Origin of the sequence: Rhodohalobacter sulfatireducens (assembly GCF_022012475.1) — a bacterium.
In the GTDB taxonomy this organism is placed as follows: Bacteria; Bacteroidota; Rhodothermia; order Balneolales; family Balneolaceae; genus Rhodohalobacter; species Rhodohalobacter sulfatireducens.
Genome location: NZ_JAKLWS010000002.1, coordinates 77,894 through 98,091 on the forward strand (window position 1 = coordinate 77,894; position 20,198 = coordinate 98,091).

The 20,198-nt window shown below is 43.3% G+C and carries 16 protein-coding genes; 9 read left to right on the top strand and 7 right to left on the bottom strand.

Going from position 1 to position 20,198, the window contains the following annotated elements:
- Window positions 1-381 precede the first annotated feature (381 nt).
- Window positions 382-1,644 (bottom strand): histidine--tRNA ligase, encoded by a 1,263-nt coding sequence (gene hisS, locus L6773_RS02540; RefSeq protein WP_237852277.1) that lies wholly within the window; start codon window positions 1,642-1,644, stop codon window positions 382-384.
- A 315-nt stretch (window positions 1,645-1,959) separates the two neighbouring features.
- On the opposite strand from hisS, the gene L6773_RS02545 reads away from it, so the two are divergent.
- On the top strand, window positions 1,960-3,654 hold the full coding sequence (locus L6773_RS02545) for a M1 family metallopeptidase (RefSeq protein ID WP_237852278.1): 1,695 nt from the start codon (window positions 1,960-1,962) through the stop codon (window positions 3,652-3,654).
- A gap of 21 nt (window positions 3,655-3,675) precedes the next feature.
- Here L6773_RS02545 and L6773_RS02550 read toward each other — a convergent pair whose 3' ends face one another.
- Entirely contained in the window at window positions 3,676-4,278 is a 603-nt protein-coding gene (locus L6773_RS02550; protein WP_237852279.1) for a DUF6992 family protein, read from the bottom strand.
- A 208-nt stretch (window positions 4,279-4,486) separates the two neighbouring features.
- Here L6773_RS02550 and L6773_RS02555 point away from each other — a divergent pair, with 208 nt between their 5' ends.
- Window positions 4,487-5,188 carry a GDSL-type esterase/lipase family protein gene (locus tag L6773_RS02555; RefSeq protein ID WP_237852280.1) on the top strand — a complete coding sequence of 234 codons (702 nt, stop codon included), beginning with the start codon at window positions 4,487-4,489 and terminating at the stop codon, window positions 5,186-5,188.
- 118 nt (window positions 5,189-5,306) lie between these two features.
- On the opposite strand, the gene pdeM is transcribed toward L6773_RS02555, so the two are convergent.
- The 3 genes from pdeM to L6773_RS02570 form a co-directional block, all read right to left on the bottom strand.
- Entirely contained in the window at window positions 5,307-5,960 is a 654-nt protein-coding gene (gene pdeM / locus L6773_RS02560; RefSeq protein WP_237852281.1) for a ligase-associated DNA damage response endonuclease PdeM, read from the bottom strand.
- A gap of 170 nt (window positions 5,961-6,130) precedes the next feature.
- On the bottom strand, window positions 6,131-7,123 hold the full coding sequence (locus L6773_RS02565) for a hypothetical protein (protein ID WP_237852282.1): 993 nt from the start codon (window positions 7,121-7,123) through the stop codon (window positions 6,131-6,133).
- A 457-nt stretch (window positions 7,124-7,580) separates the two neighbouring features.
- Window positions 7,581-10,034 carry a ligase-associated DNA damage response DEXH box helicase gene (locus tag L6773_RS02570; protein WP_237852283.1) on the bottom strand — a complete coding sequence of 818 codons (2,454 nt, stop codon included), beginning with the start codon at window positions 10,032-10,034 and terminating at the stop codon, window positions 7,581-7,583.
- 293 nt (window positions 10,035-10,327) lie between these two features.
- Here L6773_RS02570 and acs point away from each other — a divergent pair, with 293 nt between their 5' ends.
- Together acs and L6773_RS02580 are read left to right on the top strand one after the other, a co-directional pair.
- Window positions 10,328-12,226: an acetate--CoA ligase gene (acs, locus tag L6773_RS02575; protein WP_237852284.1), complete on the top strand. Its 1,899-nt coding sequence runs from the start codon at window positions 10,328-10,330 to the stop codon at window positions 12,224-12,226.
- Between the two features lie 20 nt (window positions 12,227-12,246).
- Window positions 12,247-12,435 (top strand): hypothetical protein, encoded by a 189-nt coding sequence (locus L6773_RS02580; protein ID WP_237852285.1) that lies wholly within the window; start codon window positions 12,247-12,249, stop codon window positions 12,433-12,435.
- Window positions 12,436-12,449: 14 nt separating this feature from the next.
- On the opposite strand, the gene L6773_RS02585 is transcribed toward L6773_RS02580, so the two are convergent.
- Window positions 12,450-12,818: a hypothetical protein gene (locus L6773_RS02585; RefSeq protein WP_237852286.1), complete on the bottom strand. Its 369-nt coding sequence runs from the start codon at window positions 12,816-12,818 to the stop codon at window positions 12,450-12,452.
- Between the two features lie 174 nt (window positions 12,819-12,992).
- A complete protein-coding gene (locus L6773_RS02590) occupies window positions 12,993-14,147 on the bottom strand; it encodes an alanine dehydrogenase (protein WP_237852287.1) in 1,155 nt (384 codons plus the stop codon).
- A gap of 286 nt (window positions 14,148-14,433) precedes the next feature.
- On the opposite strand from L6773_RS02590, the gene rsmA reads away from it, so the two are divergent.
- The 5 genes from rsmA to L6773_RS02615 all read left to right on the top strand — a co-directional run bounded on the left by rsmA (window position 14,434) and on the right by L6773_RS02615 (window position 20,197).
- Window positions 14,434-15,213: a 16S rRNA (adenine(1518)-N(6)/adenine(1519)-N(6))-dimethyltransferase RsmA gene (gene rsmA / locus L6773_RS02595; protein ID WP_237852288.1), complete on the top strand. Its 780-nt coding sequence runs from the start codon at window positions 14,434-14,436 to the stop codon at window positions 15,211-15,213.
- Window positions 15,214-15,405: 192 nt separating this feature from the next.
- Window positions 15,406-15,693: a co-chaperone GroES gene (groES, locus tag L6773_RS02600; RefSeq protein ID WP_237852289.1), complete on the top strand. Its 288-nt coding sequence runs from the start codon at window positions 15,406-15,408 to the stop codon at window positions 15,691-15,693.
- Window positions 15,694-15,742: 49 nt separating this feature from the next.
- Window positions 15,743-17,416: a chaperonin GroEL gene (gene groL, locus L6773_RS02605; RefSeq protein ID WP_237852290.1), complete on the top strand. Its 1,674-nt coding sequence runs from the start codon at window positions 15,743-15,745 to the stop codon at window positions 17,414-17,416.
- Between the two features lie 222 nt (window positions 17,417-17,638).
- Entirely contained in the window at window positions 17,639-18,970 is a 1,332-nt protein-coding gene (locus L6773_RS02610) for a Gfo/Idh/MocA family protein (protein WP_237852291.1), read from the top strand.
- 216 nt (window positions 18,971-19,186) lie between these two features.
- Window positions 19,187-20,197, top strand: coding sequence for a Gfo/Idh/MocA family oxidoreductase (locus L6773_RS02615; protein WP_237852292.1), 1,011 nt, complete (start codon window positions 19,187-19,189; stop codon window positions 20,195-20,197).
- The last annotated feature ends 1 nt before the right edge of the window (window position 20,198 follow it).

Below are 20,198 nucleotides of genomic sequence, written 5' to 3' on the forward strand. Positions count from 1 at the left end.
AGTATCTCCCTTCTTGTGGTCTTTTATTCCCTTTTCAAGAGATTTTTTTTTAGCATCAGATAAATTATCTATCCAATCTTTGGAAATTGAATGTTACTTAATGAGCCTCAGAGTTTCCAATAGGTCTTCATTTTCAGGCTTTGAAATCCATTCGACAATATCTTGCTTTACTTTGTCTTCCTTAGGTATGAGTGTTTTGATTGCTAAACTTAACATGAGAAAAAAAATTAAAAATTTTTAAATCACAACGGCACAAATAATGCACAGAATTCAGGGCAAGAAATACGTAATTTTATTTTCATAGCGGAGTCTTTCAAAGTGTTCGACTCGAAAAATTTTGTATGGCTGTGGTTTCTTCGGCCCGAGATTTATCCGTTTAAGTTATTTTGCCAGTAAATGTTTAAAAATCTCATCCATCGAAAGAGCTTCCTCTTCGCTTTCCTTCATATCTCTGAATGTAAACTTACCGCTCTCCAACTCATGATCTCCCACGATGATGGCATACCTGGAATTTTCACGATCTGCATCTTTCATCTGGCTCTTCATGGATCGGCCTTTGTAATCCATTGTGGCAGAAAGTCCTTGGGCTCGAAGTTTTGGAAGGTGGTTGAGTCCCCATTTCCGGGCGGCATCACCTAACGTAACGATGTACACATCCACCGATTTTTTGGTGCCAAGCTCAATTCCTAACTCTTCGCAAGCAATAAACAACCGTTCCATTCCGGCCGCAAATCCGACGGCTGGAGTTTTAGGGCCGCCGATCTCTTCAACCAGAAGGTCATACCGTCCGCCACCGGCAAGTGCATCTTGTGCACCTAAATCAGGACTGATCAGTTCAAAGGCGGTTTTTGTGTAGTAATCCATTCCTCGAACCAGGTGTGGATCTTCCTCAAACGGAATCTCCAAATCATTTAAATATTCCTTCACTTTTTCATAATGACTCAGCGAAGATTCATTCAAATACTCCGTAATCACGGGAGCGGATTCAATAAACTGCTGATCCTCCTCCTCTTTTGAATCAAGAATCCGCAATGGATTTTTCTCAAACCGCTTTTTTGATACGTCACTCAGCTTCTCATAATTCGGCTTAAGATGATCTTTCAATGCTTGTTTATAAGCATCCCGACTTTCAGGATCGCCGATAGAATTTAATTTCAGAGATGTATTTGTGATCCCGACTTTCTTGTAGATATGAACCATAAAGGCGATAATTTCCACATCTGCAACGGGATCATCACTTCCTAAAACTTCCAACCCAAATTGATGAAATTGTCGCTGGCGCCCCTTTTGAGGACGCTCGGCACGAAACATTGGCCCGATATAGTACAGTTTTTGTGAACCTCCACGCTGTTCCAGGTGATGTTCCACAAATGACCGTACGACCGGCGCTGTCAATTCCGGACGAAGAACATAGTTATCTTCACCACGGCTAAATGAAAAAATTTCTTTTGATACGATATCTGTCAACTGACCCACACCACGAACAATCAACTCCGTCTGCTCCATGATGGGCGTTCGAATTTCTTCGAAGTTGAATTTCTCCGCCTCCTCGCGAATCAGGTTTTCAAGGTATTGCCATTTGCGAACGTCATCGGGCAGAATATCCACCATACCGAGGTGGGTTGTATATTTTGGCTGAGCCATAAATCAGTGAACAGTATCAGAATTTCAGTTACCAGTTAAGTGGCGCAAGATAAGGGGGATAAGGGAAAGAATCTGCTTTTAGTCTTGAGCCTTGAGTCCAGAGTCATGAGATCGTGGCTGCCGAATTTGTCTGCTTGCGAATATTCAGGTAACTGGGGTCAACCGATGAATATTGGTGCCGGTAATAAAATTAAGCTATTTCACTCATCGGATAACTGTTCTCTTTCCATATTTGCCATTTGACTTTTCAACCCTAAATAATGCATGCGAAATTTTCTTATTTTGGATGCGTCCTAAATCCTTAAAGTCCATCTCATGCTTTCACGAATTTCACTCTTTTTTCTTTTACTTACGTTGTCGTTCCAACCGGCTCACTCTCAGCAAGTGATGTACGATTCGGGGGGTGATTTAACCCAAGAGCTTGCAGCGTACAATGTGAGTTTCTACGATTTGAATCTGAAAGTCAATCCGGCAGACAGCACGGTTTCCGGGTTTGTGGATATCCATTTTGATGTGGTTCAACCTACCAATGAAATCGCAGTTGCTCTGGATCCGCGATTGGATATTTCATCGGTAGATAAAATCAACTCAGACAGTTCAACATCAAATCTGAAAATAACAAGGAGTGATGAAAGCCGAACTTTTTATGTCAATTATCCAGCAACACTTCAGCCGGGAGAAACAGAGCAACTTCGAATTTCATACGGTGGAAAACCTCGTATAGCTCCAAATCCGCCATGGGATGGAGGAATGGTTTGGGATACAACCTCAACCGGGCAACCATGGGTGGCCGTGACGGTTCAGTCTGACGGTGCCTGGATCTGGTGGCCGAATAAAGATCATCCATCTGATAAAGCGGATTCAGTAGCGGTCAATTTCACGATGCCCGATCATTTGGTGGTTGCATCCAACGGACATCTGCGCGGAGAAACCAATACAGAAGATGGCTGGAAAACATGGAACTGGTTCGTTTCCACACCTATCAACAACTATAATGTTACAGTGAATGCGGCTCCGTATGAGATCATCGAAGAAACCTACACAAGTACAAGTGGTGATGAATTTCCGGTAAAGTTCTGGGTGTTGCCGGAAAACCTGGAGGAGGGAAAAGAGCTATTTCCACAGTTTATCGAACAGCTTCGATTCTTTGAGGAGATGTTAGGCCCCTATCCGTTTCGGGCGGATAAATATGGTGTTGTTCACAGTCCGCATTTGGGAATGGAGCATCAGACGCTGATTGCATACGGAGCGGGTTTTCAGGATGGAGTTTTATCCAATGGGATCGCTCAGTTTGATGATCTCCATCACCATGAACTGGCTCATGAGTGGTGGGGAAATTTGGTGAGTGCATATAACTGGCGGGATTTCTGGGTACACGAGGGAATCGGTACATATATGCAGCCGCTCTATTCCGAGCAGCTGGGCGGTAAAGAGGCGTACAATCGTTCGATGGAATATCTGCGATTACGAATGGCGGATGATCCAAAAATGGCTGTGGCTCCGCGTGAGTCTATGAGTACGTACGAAATTACACAGGGAACCCGCGGAGGAGACGTCTATTTTAAAGGAGCCTGGGTTTTGCACACCCTTCGATATGTTGTGGGGGACGACGCTTTCTTTACAACCCTGAGGCGATTCGCCTATCCAACAAAGGAGATGGAATCGACCACCGATGGGAGCCAGGTACGGTTCGCCACCACGGATGACCTGCTCTATTTAGCTGAAGATATCTCCGGCCAGGATTTAGACTGGTTGTTTGAAGTGTATCTTCGTCAGCCAAAATTGCCTGTCTTAAATGCCAGCCGAAATGGGAATATGGTTACCCTGCGATGGGAGGTTCCGGAAGGATTAGATTTTCCAATGCCCATTGAAGTTAAAATTGATGGTGAGGTCGTTACACTGAGTCCGGATAACAAGCGAATCTCTTTTGAAGTGGCTGCTAATGTAGAAGTTGAAGCAGACCCGGAAAATAAGATTCTGAAAGAGTTTAATTTAGTTGGAGCTGAATAAAAACAACCTGACAGGTCTCTCTCAAAACGGAATCGAAACCGCCACGCTTGTCCCTGTAAACTGAACATGGCTCACAAATTCCATCAACTGACTACTTTCGGATCGGTTCAAAAAATAGAGAACCGTATCAAATGCAAACAGGAACCCACCCTGCAGGATTAGGGATTGACCATAGCCGGTCAGGCGATTGTTCTCTTTTCTCAATCCGCGTTCCCACAAGAAAGCGCCAAGTGCCATATAGCCTACATCAAGGCCGGCATTGAATAGAAGTATTTTTTCAAAGTTGTGAAATTCAGTGAGGGTTTCGGAAAGGGACATCTCAGCCGACTGATTTCTCAATCCATAATACCCGAAGCCGGCAATTGCCAGGTTTACGGTATTCCAGGCCGCATTCATCTGGTGAAAATATTTTGTCGTCCCATTTGTTCTTGCCATCCCAATACCGCCCACAATCATGTTACTGACCGCCCAACCGCCCAATACCAGCATGCCGTTGCTGTTCAAACCAATACGGTTTTGGTTGATGGCTTCCAGATCCGGTTCTGATGTCTGAGCAATAAGAAGTCCGCTAAACAGAAATTGAAGAATCAGGAGTACAAAAATTTTTCGTTTCGCTGAAATCATAGTCAATCGGTTAGGTTCACTCCTATCAAGAGAATAAATGTTCAAATCGTTTGCAAGATCGACCTGTTTTTCGTGATATTGGTGCTCAACCTAACAGCGTCCAAAGATCCTGTCAGCGTTATGCATTGAGACTCAAGTAAAATACGTGACGCTGTCAGGAGCTGTCGCGCGCTGACAGGTCACTTAATTAATCGGCCTAATAACTCCCATGAAAGCACCTATATTTTTATTTACCCGGCTATTTGTCGCATTTTTAATCTTTGGGTTTCTAAGCGAATCCATTATCGCACAATCTGTTGAAGATCCCGATCCGCTACGATTTGAGGAGGAGATCAACCGGTTTGAAGAGTTCGACAGCAAAAACAGTTTTCCCGAAGATGCTATTTTATTCGTTGGAAGTTCCAGTATCCGGCTTTGGAAAACGGCGGAAGCTTTTCCGGGAATGCCGGTGATCAACCGGGGATTTGGCGGATCCCACTTTTCCGATCTCCACTATTATTATGATGAGTTGGTACTGCCGCATGATCCGTCCGTTGTGGTATTGTATGAGGGGGATAACGATGTAGCCTCCGGCAAATCAAACGACCGGGTTTTTGAAGATTATATTGAATTTGCCGACCGTTTGACGAGTGATTTTCCTGATGCAAGACTTGTTTTTGTCCCTATCAAACCAAGCAGCAGCCGATGGGAGTTGTGGCCTCAAATGAAAGAAGCCAATCAGCGAATCAATGAGCACATGAGTGAAAATGATCAGTTTTACTATGTAGATCTGGCCACACCACTGTTAGGTTCAGACGGCACACCAGATGACTCGCTTTTTCTGGATGACCAACTTCACTTGAGTGAAGACGGCTACGCGAAATGGAATGCAGCGATACGGCCTACTCTCGAAAAGTTGATGAGCGAATAAAAAGTTTGTCATTCTGAGCAGAGCGAAGAATCTCGTTGTTCAAGTCATTACCCGCAACAAATAGATCCTTCCTCGCTGATCCGAAAAGAACGGCTCTCCTCGTCTGGATGACATTGCCTTACAATTCAACAATTGATCCATCCACAACTGCAAAAACCTGCTCACCATCATCCGGTTTGATAGTATGCAAACCCGTAAACTCCCCAAACGCTGGTAACAAAATTCTTTCATCCGAAAAAAGAAAACAGGGAAATCGAAGCGACTGACGTCCTTTTCCTTTGATAGAAATTCCGGGGTGAATATGGCCGGCGACCACGGTACGGTTTGGGGCAGATTCAAATGAATCATTCGGGTCATGAACAAAGAGAAACTCATCCATCTCAAGTGTTTCATGCACCTTAATGTTAGCCGATTCATAAAAAGATTGATGAAGCAGATCGTGGTTACCGGTCACAAGTTGAATGTCTAAGGCATCAATGTTTTCCCGCCACTCTTCAAACTCCAGCCATTCACGATTGGCTTTGCTGTGAAAAAGGTCTCCCAGAATTAACAGTTTCGAGGGCTGATATTTTCGAATCAGCCTACCGAGCCGTTCAAGGTTCTTTGCATTGATGGTTGAAGGTGCTGCAATCCCTGATTTTCGAAAATGTCCCGATTTCCCGATATGCAGGTCAGTGATGATTAACGTTTCTCTTTCATCCCAGTAGATCGCTTTTTCGGGCAGTAGTTTCCATGTTTGGGTGTGAACAGTTTTGGTGAATGTAGATGACATCTGATAAAACGAGTAATTTTAATTCGAAAAAATCTCCTTAACCGGGAAATGTAACAACCAATTTAGCTCAATGAAGTGATAAAGTTTATGCTGTTGATTTGAATAAAATTTGAATGAACTAAATACAATGATTGAACCAGAATAGTTTAATTGCACCAAAATAAAACAGACTAAATTATCCTATTTCCCAGCAGATGCCTGATCAAAATCTTTGCTCTCTTTCTGATCCGTGTATAAAGAGTCTTTTTTTTAAGAAAAAATAAGCTCTTCAAAATCATCACCATCAGGTAGTTGTTAAAAAGCATTATTTTTCCTGATCTGTCGGTAAGATATTTTTTCGTAAGCGCTGTTCGGCTTTTTTCCGAGGGATATTTTATTAAGCAATCTAAATCGGGATCATATACACCCTCAGCCCAACGGGTGGGCGTGGATTCTTTCCTTACCGAAAACATCATATATGGAATATATCTGACCTTATGAGCGATATTTAAACTTTTTAAGTGGAACAGGATATACTGCTCAAGGTTCCAGATTGGGTACGGATTATATTCCAACATCTCTTTGATGAGTTGATCAGTATTATGCAAAATCGGGTCAATTAAGTTTAGGTAAGCATTTAGATGCTCGCTACTAATGATGACATGCCTGTCGGTAAGGCCGCCATAAAACTCTCCGTATGGAAACCAAAGATACCTTGGATTTAATCTTTCAACTTTCGGATGTGGAATTTCCCAAATAAAGTCCGAACGTGTAATTACAAATCTTTGATAGGAGGAGATTATATCTTCTTTCACCAAAAAATCATATAGCTTAGCTCTGAAGTAGATCAGCAGCCCGCCGCTTCCCGGATGTTCTTCTTCGGCCTTTATCCCTCCAAGCCACTGATTCTGAACCTGTAAAATTTTTCGCCAATGAGTAATTTTTCCGTACCTGTCTTTTTGCAGCTGATCAAACCCATCACCAAAATCATCATATTCAGGGACCTCCCATCTAAATTTTGCATTCGCCCAAAAAAGATTGGAGTTATCGTTAGTCGATGATTTTCCCACACAGAGAGCAAGATCTGCATCCAATTCTTCCAGAACATTTTTTTTAAATGACGACCAGCAAAGTTTATCAGCACGTGCCTGTCCCAATATTATAACCAGGGTTTTCTGTTTCATTTTGAAGGGGTTTAACGGCTGAAGTTACACGTTCAAAAATAGATTGAGAGATCTAAATCAGTCTGTATAGCAGAGGATAATAAATATTTACCGGTTTATCCCGAGATCTCTTAATGCCCGCATTTTATTCGATAGTATGCCTGCTCATCTATTAGAGTTGGTATAAAATAAATGTTGTGAGTTTCTCAGCTGAATTATGAAACGATATACGAGGAAAAATCCTCTGCAGATAAATCCGATACTCCACTCAAGAGGCTGTGAGAAAATAGTTTTACAAGCATTGCAAACACTCACTCTGTGTTGCCACGAAGGCACGAAAACACAAAGTTTTTACGAAGGTTATTGCATTGATTTTTATTAACTTCGCACACCTTCGAGACTTTGTGTCTTCATGGTAAAAAACAAATCACTGATCTACTTGGCTATATATTTCCTCACAATCTCTCAAGGGGAGATTTCAATCCTCTTCCAACTGCTTCTGCATTTTTTTGACACGGTCAATTAGTTTTTCTGAAGATAACTTTTCCCTGAGGCGATCTACAAATATGGGGAATGCGAATGGCGAAAATCTGTCTACATGTTTCAGGACGACTTCCTGTTTATGAATTCGCTGCAATGCTTGTCGGAGTCGGGCTTCATCTAATTGATATTGGAGAACTTCATCATGTGCTTGCTGAAGTAGTAAATTGTCTGGCTCGTGTTCGGAAAAAACATCAAAAAAGAGTCCGGAAGACATCTGCAGATGACGACTTTTCTTTTGATTTCCCGGATAGCCCGGAAACACTAAACCGGCTATTTGGCTGATTCCACGAAATCGTCGTTTCGCAAGCTCTGTACTATTGAGGCTTCCGCGAATATCACGAACCAAATTCTTCTCAGAAAACAGATCATGTTTTAATGCTTCTTCGATGGGGATGTCTTGATCAGAGAGAAGCTCAAATCCATAATCATTCATCGCGATGGAAAAAGTGATCGGCATTAATTTCGAGATTCGGTGTGCAACCAACGCCGACATCCCTTCATGTACATATCGCCCCTCAAAAGGAAAAAAGAAACAATGACAACCCTCTTTCGAGTAGGATTTTTCAATCAGGAATTGATCGTTACCCGGCAGAATGGATCGTTTTCGCTGGATATCAAAAATCGGTTCTATCGTTCTAAGATCGATACTGTCGTGTGTATTATTGACGGCATCCTGTAATTTTTTTCGCAACAGGTCAGACATATTTGAGGAGAGCGACATGCGCCCTCCTAACCAAGCCGGGACCTTGCTGCTGGCACCTTTCGTCTTTCGGACATATGCGGTCAGATCTTTCACACGAACCAACTCCAGGTTTCGGCCGGCAAACCAGAAAGCATCTCCAACATTCAATTGTGAAATGAACCACTCTTCAATTCGCCCAAGTGTTGATCCCTTCATATACTTGACTCGCATCATTGAGGCACTCTCAATCGTACCGATACTCATTCTGTGACGCCGTGAAATTCGCCGGTCAAAGACCTTCATCAACCCATTTTCATCAGGCTCCACTTTTGAAAACTCATCGTACCTGGACAGGGATTTTCCGCCATATTGTATGAAGTTCAGAATCCAGTCCCACTCCTCTTCTCGTAATGTTTGAAAGGCGAAGGTTTGTCTGACCTCTTTATAAATTTGATCGGGAACAAATCCTTCCGAAACAGCCAGGGTTACGAGATATTGAACCAACACATCTATCGGTTTTAAAATGGGATCTCTGGATTCAACCTTTTCATCCTGAACGGCTTCTTTGAGTGCGGCAGCTTCAATCAGCTCAAGTGCATGTGTGGGCACAAACCAGATGGTGCTTATCGAATTGGGCTGGTGCCCACTTCGCCCGGCGCGCTGAATAAATCGTGCAACACCTTTCGGGCTGCCAACCTGGATGACTGTATCCACCGGCGTGAAATCTACTCCGAGATCAAGACTGGATGTGCAAACTACGGTTTTTAGATCTCCGGAATGCAAAGCCTGTTCAATATAATTTCGAACATTTCGATCCAGTGACCCGTGATGAATTCCAATTTCACCGGCCAAATTGGGATTCGCCTCCAATAGTTTCTGAAACCAAATTTCGCATTGTGAGCGGACATTGGTGAAGATCAAGGTCGATCCGCTTTTATCCAATATCGGCAAAACTTTATGAAGCAGGTTGGTGCCGAGATGACCCGACCAGGGGAATTTCTCCACATCATCGGGTAAAACCGTTTTTACGTCAATATTTTTTTGAACATTCGCTTTGATGATGACTGCATCATCTGGTGAAGGAATTCCTAAAAGTACATCAAAGGCTTCGTCAAAATTGCCAATGGTTGCCGAAATTCCCCATGTCTGAAGATCTTTATTCATTCCTCTCAGCCGTGATAAACCCAATTCGGTTTGAGTTCCTCTTTTCGAGCCGAGTAGTTCATGCCATTCATCAACCACGACAGATTTCAGTGATTTGAATCGTTTTGGATACCCTTTTTGAGCCAGAAGCACATGCAAACTTTCCGGTGTGATGATCAGCACTTCCGGCATCTGCGTTTTTTGCTTCTGCTTGATAGATGAGGAGACATCACCCGTTCGCCGTTGAATACTCCACGGAATTCCGAGATCATCCACAACTTCCTGCATGATCTCTTCCAGGTTTCGAGCCAGTGCGCGCAGAGGAGTTACCCACAACAATTGAAGTCCGTTCTTTTCTTTGGATTGATAATTATCAGGATGCGCTTCAATCCAACTCATGAGGGTCGGCATAAAAAGTGCGAATGTTTTCCCGCTGCCGGTTGGCGCGTTTAGCAGGCCTGATTTTCTCTCAATAAACGCATGCCAGACCTCCCGCTGCCAATCAAACGGAGACCATTCCTTTGACTCGAACCAGTTTTCAATGATGGATTGTGCTTGCTGCATTATCTATTTGATGGACATTTAGATACAAACGAAGCCGTCTTTCCGCTTTGAGCGGTCTGACGGCAAACGGCTATAAACCACTCGAATATACTCATCCGAAGACCTTTCTAAATGGTACTTAACGAAGAATTCCACCTGAATCGTTTTCATCAAAAATCTTATGATTTTGTAAGAGCTTAAAAAAAAGAGAAATAGATTCATTTTTTTCTTGAAAATGGGTGTAAAAAACGTCAACATAGAAGCGCTTACGTTATTAAAAACCATAACATAGAAATAAAGAAGAATTACTGAATATGTGGCTCAATATTAAATCTTTTGAAGAATACAAAGACGTTTACAGGCAAAGTGAAGAAGACAGGAAAAAGTTTTGGGAGCATGAAGCAGGTACGTTTTATTGGAGAGAAAGCTGGGATAAAGTACACTCCGGAGGTTTTGAGAACGGAGATATCAAGTGGTTTGAAGGCGGGAAGCTCAATATCACTGAGAATGCACTGGACAGGCACCTGAATACAATCGGCCATAAAACGGCATTTATATTTGAGCCCAATCACCCCGACAGTTTTCGCAGAACGATTACGTATCGACAGTTATATGAAGATGTATGCCGGTTCGCCAATGTGCTTGAAAGTAAAGGAGTTGAGAAAGGAGATCGCGTTTGTATTTACATGGCGATGACACCCGAGTTGATTATCTCGGCATTGGCTTGTGCAAGAATTGGAGCCGTTCACTCTATCGTATTTGCCGGATTTTCTGCACAATCGCTGGCGGAACGCATCCAGGATTGTGATGCCAAAATGTTGATTACAAATGATGGCCTTCGTCGTGGAGATAAACATGTACCGCTCAAGGATATTTCTGATGAAGCGCTTGAAGAATGCCCAACTGTTAAGAATGTAATTGTTTGTCAGCGTACCAATCGTGATATCGACTGGGTAGAGGGACGCGATGAATGGTGGCACATGCTGATTCGAAATGCATCCAAAAAACATACGGCAGTTGAGATGGATGCCGAAGATCCGCTCTTTATTCTGTATACGTCCGGCTCAACCGGCAAACCGAAAGGTGTACTGCACACTTGTGGCGGGTACATGGTTTATACAAGCTATACATTCAGAAATGTGTTCCAGGTATCTGAGGAGGATATTTACTGGTGTACGGCTGATGCGGGGTGGATAACGGGACACTCCTATATTATTTATGGGCCGCTCTTCAACGGAGCTACAGGAATTATTTTTGAAGGGGTTCCCACCTATCCAGATGCCGGACGATTCTGGGAAGTTGTTGAGAAGTATGAAGTAACTCACTTCTATACAGCTCCTACAGCCATTCGTGCTTTGATGAGTTATGATCTGGATTTTGTTAAAAAATATGATTTGAGCTCTTTGAAAGTTCTCGGAAGTGTAGGTGAACCGATTAATGAGGAGGCCTGGCATTGGTACCACGACCATGTGGGCGGCGGAAAATGTCCAATCGTGGATACATGGTGGCAGACGGAAACAGGTGGCATCATGATTTCACCGCTGGCAGGAATTACACCTACCAAACCGGGTTTTGCAACTCTGCCTCTGCCTGGAATTACTCCGGTATTGATGGACGAAAATGGTAAGGAGATCGGTGGAAATGGTGTGAGCGGAAATCTCTGTATCAAACACCCATGGCCGGGTATTGCCAGAACGGTTTGGGGAGATCATGAAAGATATCTGCAAACCTACATGAGCAGTTATAAAGGTTACTACTTCACAGGTGATGGCTGCCGCCGCGATGAGGAGGGGTACTATCGAATCACCGGTCGAGTAGATGATGTTCTGAACGTTTCCGGTCACAGGCTTGGAACAGCCGAAATTGAAAATGCGATTGATGAACATCCAAATGTGGTAGAAACCGCGATTGTTGGTTACCCGCATGATATAAAAGGCGAGAGTATTTTTGCTTTTATTATCTGTGAAGATCAACCGAAGAACAAAGAGGATTTCAAAAAAGAGATTCACAAACTCGTAACGAAGATTATCGGTCCGATTGCCAAACCTGAAAAAATTCAGATTGTAGCCGGACTGCCAAAGACGCGTTCAGGCAAAATTATGCGACGTGTTCTGAGAAAGATCGCTGCCAACGATCTGGAAAATCTTGGGGATACGTCTACTCTCTTAGATCCGTCCGTAGTTGATGAGATTAAGGAGGGCGAAGCTTTCTAAAATCCATCTTTGAAGTGGGAATGATCTACCGCAAGAATTTATGGCAGATCGAGGGGGATGTTCAGCGTGCACAGCGTGGACACCCCTCTCTTCCGATTCTGGAATCGGAACTGTATACCCTCAAAGGGAGACTTTGCAGATCCGACCATAATTTAGATCGGGTTATTTATGTAGAAGAATCCAATACAATAAAGCCGGACAGTCGATGATAGTCCGGTTTTTTTTATGTAAAAATGAATCCTATCAAAAGTATAAACATACTCAAAAAGAAGAGGGAAAGACGGAAGCGGGTACTTATTATAATATTATGAAAGAGTAATCCGTAGGTAAGTGGGCGTTCTTTCAGCCAGGCATAATAATGCTGCCGGTGTGAGGCCCCAAGGGCCATCGTCACATGTCCGTGGAGGATAGTGAGCATAAAAGGTAAGCCAAAAATAATTGAACCGGGGAAAGAGATCGCTTTGTAGATGTGAAAAATCTCACACAGAAAATAGAATGGCCAGGAGAAAATCAATAAGAGTGGGACCGATAAGGCCCAGTTGATATAAGCGATCCGTCGATAATTACTTTCACTTAATTCGGAGGTAGACATTTTTGCTGTTAATTAAAATCTGCAACTTAAATAAATTCTATTAACTATAACGTTATTCGCCGGTTGTTAGTTGTTAGTTGCTGGTGGTTGGTGGTCAAAAAAAATCCTACAAATAGCCACAAAGAATAAACAACAGGCCACTTTTGCCTTTTTACGTTTCACTTCTCACTTATTCTAAATCTGACTTGCAATTAAAGCCTCTATATCACGAAATGGCATTTCAAACTGATCGGAGAGGGCTTTTTTAGTGAGATATTTCTTGTAGGTGTAAACACCATTTCGCAAAGCTGTATTCCTGTAAAGGCAGTCGTGAATTCCACCGGCATCCCCAAGTTCAATCAGGTATGGGACGATGACATTATTAAGAGCGTAAGTAGCCGTTCTTGCAACATTAGAAGGAATATTCGGGACGCAGAAATGAATCACATCATGTTTTTTAAAAACAGGATTGGAATGAGTAGTTGGTTCGCTGGTTGAAACACATCCGCCCTGGTCAATAACTGTATCTACAATTACACTACCCGGTTTCATTGCTCTGACCATGGGATCGGTGACCCAACAGGGAGCCCGCTCTCCTTCAGTCATAGCCGCACCAATTACAACATCGGCAAATCCAAGCGCTGTTGACAAATATTGATGATTTGCAGTTGCTGTGATAATTCGCCGGTCCAGAGCATTTTCAAGATGACGCAGCATGGCCAGATCGTTATCCATCACAAATACCTGGGCACCATATCCGAGTGCTGTTCGTGCGGCATACTCACCGGTAATTCCGGCTCCTAAAATAGCCACTGTTGCCGGGGGAATCCCGGAGATTCCACCGAGCATGATTCCCTGCCCGTCGCTGCTGTTTTCCAGGTAGTGAGCAGCAATTTGCACTGACATCGAACCGGTAATTTCATGCATCATTCGGACGATGGGAAATTCTCCGTCTTCTGCCTTTAAAAATTCATAGCCGATTGCGCATACACCCTTTTCAACAAGTGTATCCATGAATTCATGAGTGGTATGCCCAAGATGCAAAGCTGATAACAAAATTTGATTTGGCTGCATCCAGTTCAGCTCGGTTTTTGTAGGAGGGGCCACTTTTACAATCATCTCTGAATTACTAAACAGTTCTTCCGCACTGTATGAAATTTCTGCACCTGCTTCCTGGTATTCATGATCGGAGAAATGAGCGTCGATCCCGGCATTTTTTTCAACGAAAACTTCGTGCCCGTTTGCTGTCAAAATAGAAACTCCGCCGGGGGTCAGGGAAAGTCGGCGTTCATCATTGGAGGTTTCTTTCGGCAAACCGATTTTGAGAGATTTTTTGGATTTTGACTTCATCAAACTCTTTTCCAGAGTTTTGATACCAATTTGTTCCGAATCGAAAGGACTTAGCTCCATAGTGAAATTTCAAATTACTGATGAGTATAACGCAAGAAATCAATCACTTATAAAGTGATGAAATTCAGGTATATTGTGAACATAAATTAAGATTAAAAAACGTTATTTAATAGAATTTGGAATCGTTAAGGATTTACGTTCTTATTGAGCATTCAGTTATCAGTTGTCAGTGAAACCTGATAGCTGAAGACTAGCAGCCGATAGCTTCACAAAGTAACAAACTTTCATGTCAAAATATCCCAGAACAAAGAAAAGTCTAGGTCAACATTTTTTAAAAGATGGAAATATCATACGAAAAATTGTGGAGGCACTTCCGGCAAAGGAAGATGATCTTGTTATTGAAATTGGCCCCGGCTCGGGAGCGGTGACCGAAATACTTCTCGAAAAATTCAGTCACGTAAAAGCGATTGAACTGGATCAGCGAATGATTGAGTATCTTTCTGAAGAGTATCCCAACCTGGAAGTTATACATAAAGATATTTTGAAATATGATTGGAGCGCCCACGAAGACGAAGAGCGTGACATTCATGTGATAGGGAACTTACCTTATTATATAACAAGTCAGATTATGTTCGGTCTGTTTGAGTATCGATCGATTCTTTCAAGCGCAACTCTGATGATGCAGAAAGAAGTGGCGGAACGAATTGTGGCAGAACCGCGATCCAAACAGTATGGTATTTTAAGCGTGCAATCTCAACTGATGAGTTCACCGGAGATTTTGTTTGATGTATCTCCTCATGTTTTTTCCCCTCCGCCAAATGTTCACAGTTCCGTTATTCAATTCAAGTTCGATAAAGATGATCTTGCCTGTACAGATACGCATCTGAAGAAAGTAGTTCGGATGGCATTTAACCAGCGAAGAAAGAAATTGAGCAACGCATTGAAGAGACTTGATACTGAATTACCGGTCGATGAATTCAATTTTGATCTTCGAGCTGAAGCACTCAACCCTTCCATGTATGAAAAGTTGACAGCAAGGCTGGAACAACTTGGCACCTTTCATTAAAAAACCGACAAAAAGTTTAGTCGAAAGGATTGAAAATAGGATTAGAGGACTATTCGAGAGTTTCTTTTGGCATTCCTTATACTTTGGTACGGAAGTTGCTTCAACTATACACAGCCAGCGTCAATGGTTTGACGCAAAAAAATTTAAACAACTAACAATAAACAAAAACAATAAATAATTAGGAGTCATCATATGGCCACCATAAAACCTTTAAGCGATCGTGTATTGGTTCGTCCGGTCGAAGCTGAAGAAAAAACAAGTTCAGGAATTATTATTCCGGACACTGCAAAGGAAAAACCACAAAAAGGAACCGTTGTAGCAGCAGGTCCCGGCAAAGTGGAAAACGGAACCAAAATAGACATGTCCGTTTCTGAAGGAGATGAAATCCTTTATGGTAAGTATTCAGGTACTGAAGTAACTCTTGACGGAGTTGAATACCTGATTATGAGAGAATCCGATATCCTCGGTATTGTATCATAACATCGATCTAAACAAATATTTTAATTACTAACTAAATCAAAAAAGAATTATGTCAGCAAAATTAGTTCATTACGATGCGGATGCACGCGACGCACTAAAACGCGGTGTGGATAAGCTTGCAAACGCTGTTAAAGTTACTTTAGGTCCTCGTGGAAGAAACGTTGTGATTGAAAAGTCTTTCGGTGCACCTACAGTAACTAAAGACGGCGTAACCGTTGCTAAAGAGATTGAACTCTCTAACAAAGTAGAAAATATGGGTGCACAGATGGTTCGTGAAGTTGCATCCAAAACCAGCGATAATGCAGGTGACGGTACAACCACTGCTACTGTATTGGCTCAGTCTATCATTCAAACCGGCCTGAAAAACGTAACTGCCGGTGCCAATCCAATGGAACTGAAGCGAGGTATCGAAAAAGCAGTTGTTGAAGTTGTTAAGGAGCTACGCAACCAAAGTAAACCAGTTGGTGACAGTCTCGACAGTATTCGCCAGGTAGGAACCATTTCTGCGAACGGAGATGAAGAGATTGGCGGATTCATTGCTCAAGCAATGGAAAAAGTTGGAAAAGACGGTGTAATCACTGTTGAGGAAGCCAAAGGAACAGAAACATACCTCGATACAGTAGAAGGTATGCAGTTCGACAGAGGATACCTCTCTCCATACTTTGTAACAAACAGTGAAACGATGACCACTGAGATGGAAGAGCCTTATATCCTGATCTTCGACAAGAAGATTTCCAATATGAAAGATCTGCTTCCTATTCTTGAAAAAGTGATTCAAACCAACAAGCCTCTCTTGATTATTGCTGAGGACGTTGAAGGTGAAGCTCTCGCAACATTAGTTGTGAATAAACTTCGAGGATCACTCAAGATTGCTGCCGTGAAAGCTCCGGGTTTTGGAGACAGAAGAAAAGCAATGCTCGAAGATATTGCGATTCTTACCGGCGGTACAGTTATCAGTGAAGAGCGTGGATACAAGCTTGAAAATGCTACACTTGATTTCCTCGGACAAGCTGACCGCGTAAACATCACCAAAGATGACACCACACTTGTGGGTGGAAAAGGCAAAGATGAAGACATCAAAGCGCGAGTAAACCAGATTAAATCTCAAATCGAGACAACCACTTCTGATTACGACCGTGAGAAATTGCAAGAGCGACTTGCTAAATTAGCAGGCGGAGTTGCAGTTCTTTATATCGGTGCTGCTTCTGAAGTTGAAATGAAAGAGAAAAAAGCACGAGTGGAAGATGCTCTGCACGCAACACGAGCTGCCGTAGAAGAAGGTATTGTACCGGGGGGTGGAGTTGCATTCCTCAGAGCACTCAAAGTGTTCGAAAATCTCGAAGCTGATACAAACGATCAGAAAGTTGGTTTCGATATTGTAAAACGTGCACTTGAAGCACCTCTGCGTGCAATTGCTAATAACGCAGGTGTTGAAGGTTCAATCGTTGTCCAGAAAGTTCTTGAAGGTAAAGATGCTTTCGGATACAATGCACGAACCGAAGTGTATGAAGACCTCATTAAAGCAGGAGTTATTGATCCTACGAAAGTAGCCAGAACTGCTCTTGAAAATGCAGCTTCTGTAGCCGGTCTCATGCTTACCACCGAAGCCGTAGTAGTTGACAAACCATCTAAGAATGGTGATGATGATGACGACGGACCAGGAGGAGGCGGTATGCCGGGCGGTATGCCGGGCGGCATGGGCGGAATGGGCGGCATGATGTAAAATCAACCAATAATTCCATAACCGCTTAACGCGTTTTAAGCCTCGTTCCTTTGTTGGAGCGAGGCTTTTTTTATTGTTAAATCTTTTCCGATTTGATTTTTTTTCTTTATCGATGAGATTAAATTCAAAAAAATAAAGAAAAGAATAGTTGATCTGTTCAGTTTCTTTATTTTATATACATGAGTTAAACATCATCGAAACCAAAACAAAAAAGATTAAGGCATGTCTAATCAGATGGACCGTGGAGATTTCATAAAAATAACCGGAGCTGCAAGTTTGGGATTATATACCCTTGGGGCACCGGCAATACTTAAAGGTCAGTCGCAAAATAGCAAGATTACAGTAGCGGTGATCGGAACAAATAATCGCGGAAATGCTCATGCGAGCGGATTTGCAAGGCATCCCAATGCGGAGGTAACCTATATTTGTGATGTGGATGAAGAGGCCATTAAAAAAGGATTGAACTCAGTAAAAGAGGGGGGGCAAGAAAATGAGCCGGAAGGGCTTATCGATTTTCGAAATGCGCTGGATGATCCGGATTTAGATGCAGTTGCTCTGGCTATGCCAATCCACTGGCATACTCCGGCGGCTATTCTCGCACTAAAAGCCGGAAAGCATGTCTATATTGAAAAACCGTGCAGCCATACTCCCGAGGAGGGGAAGCTTTTGGTTGAAGCAGCTGATAAATACAACCGCATTGTTCAGATGGGTAATCAGCGCCGTTCGTGGCCATATGTGATGGAGGCGATGGCATTGCTTAAAGATGATATTATCGGTCGTCCCTATTTTGCGCGTTGCTGGTATGCCAATCGAAGGCAGTCAATCGGATTTGGGAAACCGGCTCCTGTTCCATCTAATCTCGATTACGAACTGTGGCAGGGACCATCCACCCGAAAAGAGTACAAAGACAACCTGATTCATTATAACTGGTGGTGGCACTGGCATTGGGGAGCCGGCGAGATTCTCAATAATGGCGTACACTATTTGGATATGGCCCGATGGGGATTGGGTGTCGATTATCCTGCGAAAGTTACATCCACTGGAGGGCGTTACCACTGGAAAGACGACCAGGAAACTCCCGACACCCTGGTCACAACTTATGAATTCCCGAATGATATAACTGTAGCCTGGGAAGGCCGGAGTTGTAACCCGAGGGGAATTGAAGGATCCTCGGTTGGCATTTCATTCCATGGGGAAAACGGCACGCTTGTGATTGGCAGCGGGAATGAATATGTGGTGTACGACAACGATAACAATGTGATTGAACGTGCGGAAAGCGGCAGCGCTGATCCAACCGATACTTCCGGACCCGGTTTTGACCTGGACAGAGATCATCACGATCATTTTATAAAGTGTATACAGAATGGTCAACGATCCAGAACTGCAATCGCGGATGCCAATATTAGTGTCCATAACTGCCACCTGGGGAACATTGCATACCAAACGGGCAGAGCTATTCATTGCGATCCTCATGATGGTAACATTATTGGTGATAACGAAGCGATGAACTATTGGACGAAAGAATATGAGCCCGGCTGGAAGCCAACGGTTTAGGAGGTAGTCCCCCTTCGAAGGGGGAAAGTGAACACGACAAATGTTGTGTGAGCTCGGGGGATGACACTCCTCCCGGCTAAAGCGAGCCCGTCAGATAGTTGGTTATGTCGTCAGCTGGATACCATTTCCTCAAAATGTTTACCCGTCTGACCGCAAAAACAGCGTTCGGACGGGATAGTGTAATCAAACTCTCTTAGGAAAAAGAAAAATAAAATAATGTCAGAATACAACAGAAGATCATTTTTAAAGTCTATGGCCGCAGCCGGAGTTGGATTAGCAACCGCGGGCAGCCCGTTTCTATCAAAAGCTAAAAGTACACAGTCGCCGACACCGGTTGGAATGATTGGATTGGATACATCACACAGCCCGGCATTTACAGACATCATTAACAACTCACCAGAGATTACTGACTTCCAAGTGGTTGCAGCTTATCCCCACGGAAGCCGGACAATAGAATCGAGTTACAGTCGAATTCCGGAATACACCGAACAGGTAAAAGAGATGGGGGTAGAGATTGTCGATTCAATTGATGAACTGTTAAACAGAGTAGAAGTTGTTCTTTTAGAAACGAATGATGGCCATCCTCACCTCGAACAGTCACTTCCTGTGTTAGAAGCCGGGAAACGGCTTTTTATTGATAAGCCGATTGCCGGCAGCCTGGAGGATACAATTGCCATAATGGATGCCTCAGAAGAGTACAACACACCCATTTTTTCATCATCCTCACTTCGATATATCGAGAAAGCTCAAGCCGTTCGCCATGAGAATTTAATTGGTGATGTGTTGGGAGCCGATACCTACAGTCCCGCAAGCCTGGAGGAGAGTCACCCCGACCTGTTCTGGTACGGGATTCATGGAGTGGAGATTTTATACACCGTGATGGGAACCGGCTGCGAGACGGTTAGAAGAGTTCATACCGACGATTATGACATCGTGACGGGAACCTGGGGAGACGGACGGCTTGGTAATTTTCGCGGTACCCGAAAAGGGCGGCACGGCTACGGAGGAAGAGCTTTCGGATCAGAAGAGATTTTAGATCTGGGTACGTATGAAGGTTATAAGCCACTTCTTTTAAAAGTGCTCGATTTCTTTAGAACAGGAGAATCCCCGGTAAGTATGGAAGAAACCCTGGAGATATATGCATTTATGGAAGCAGCTGATGAAAGTAAACGTCGGGATGGTGAAGCAGTGACCATCGAAGAGGTTCTATCAAAAGCCCGGGCGTAAG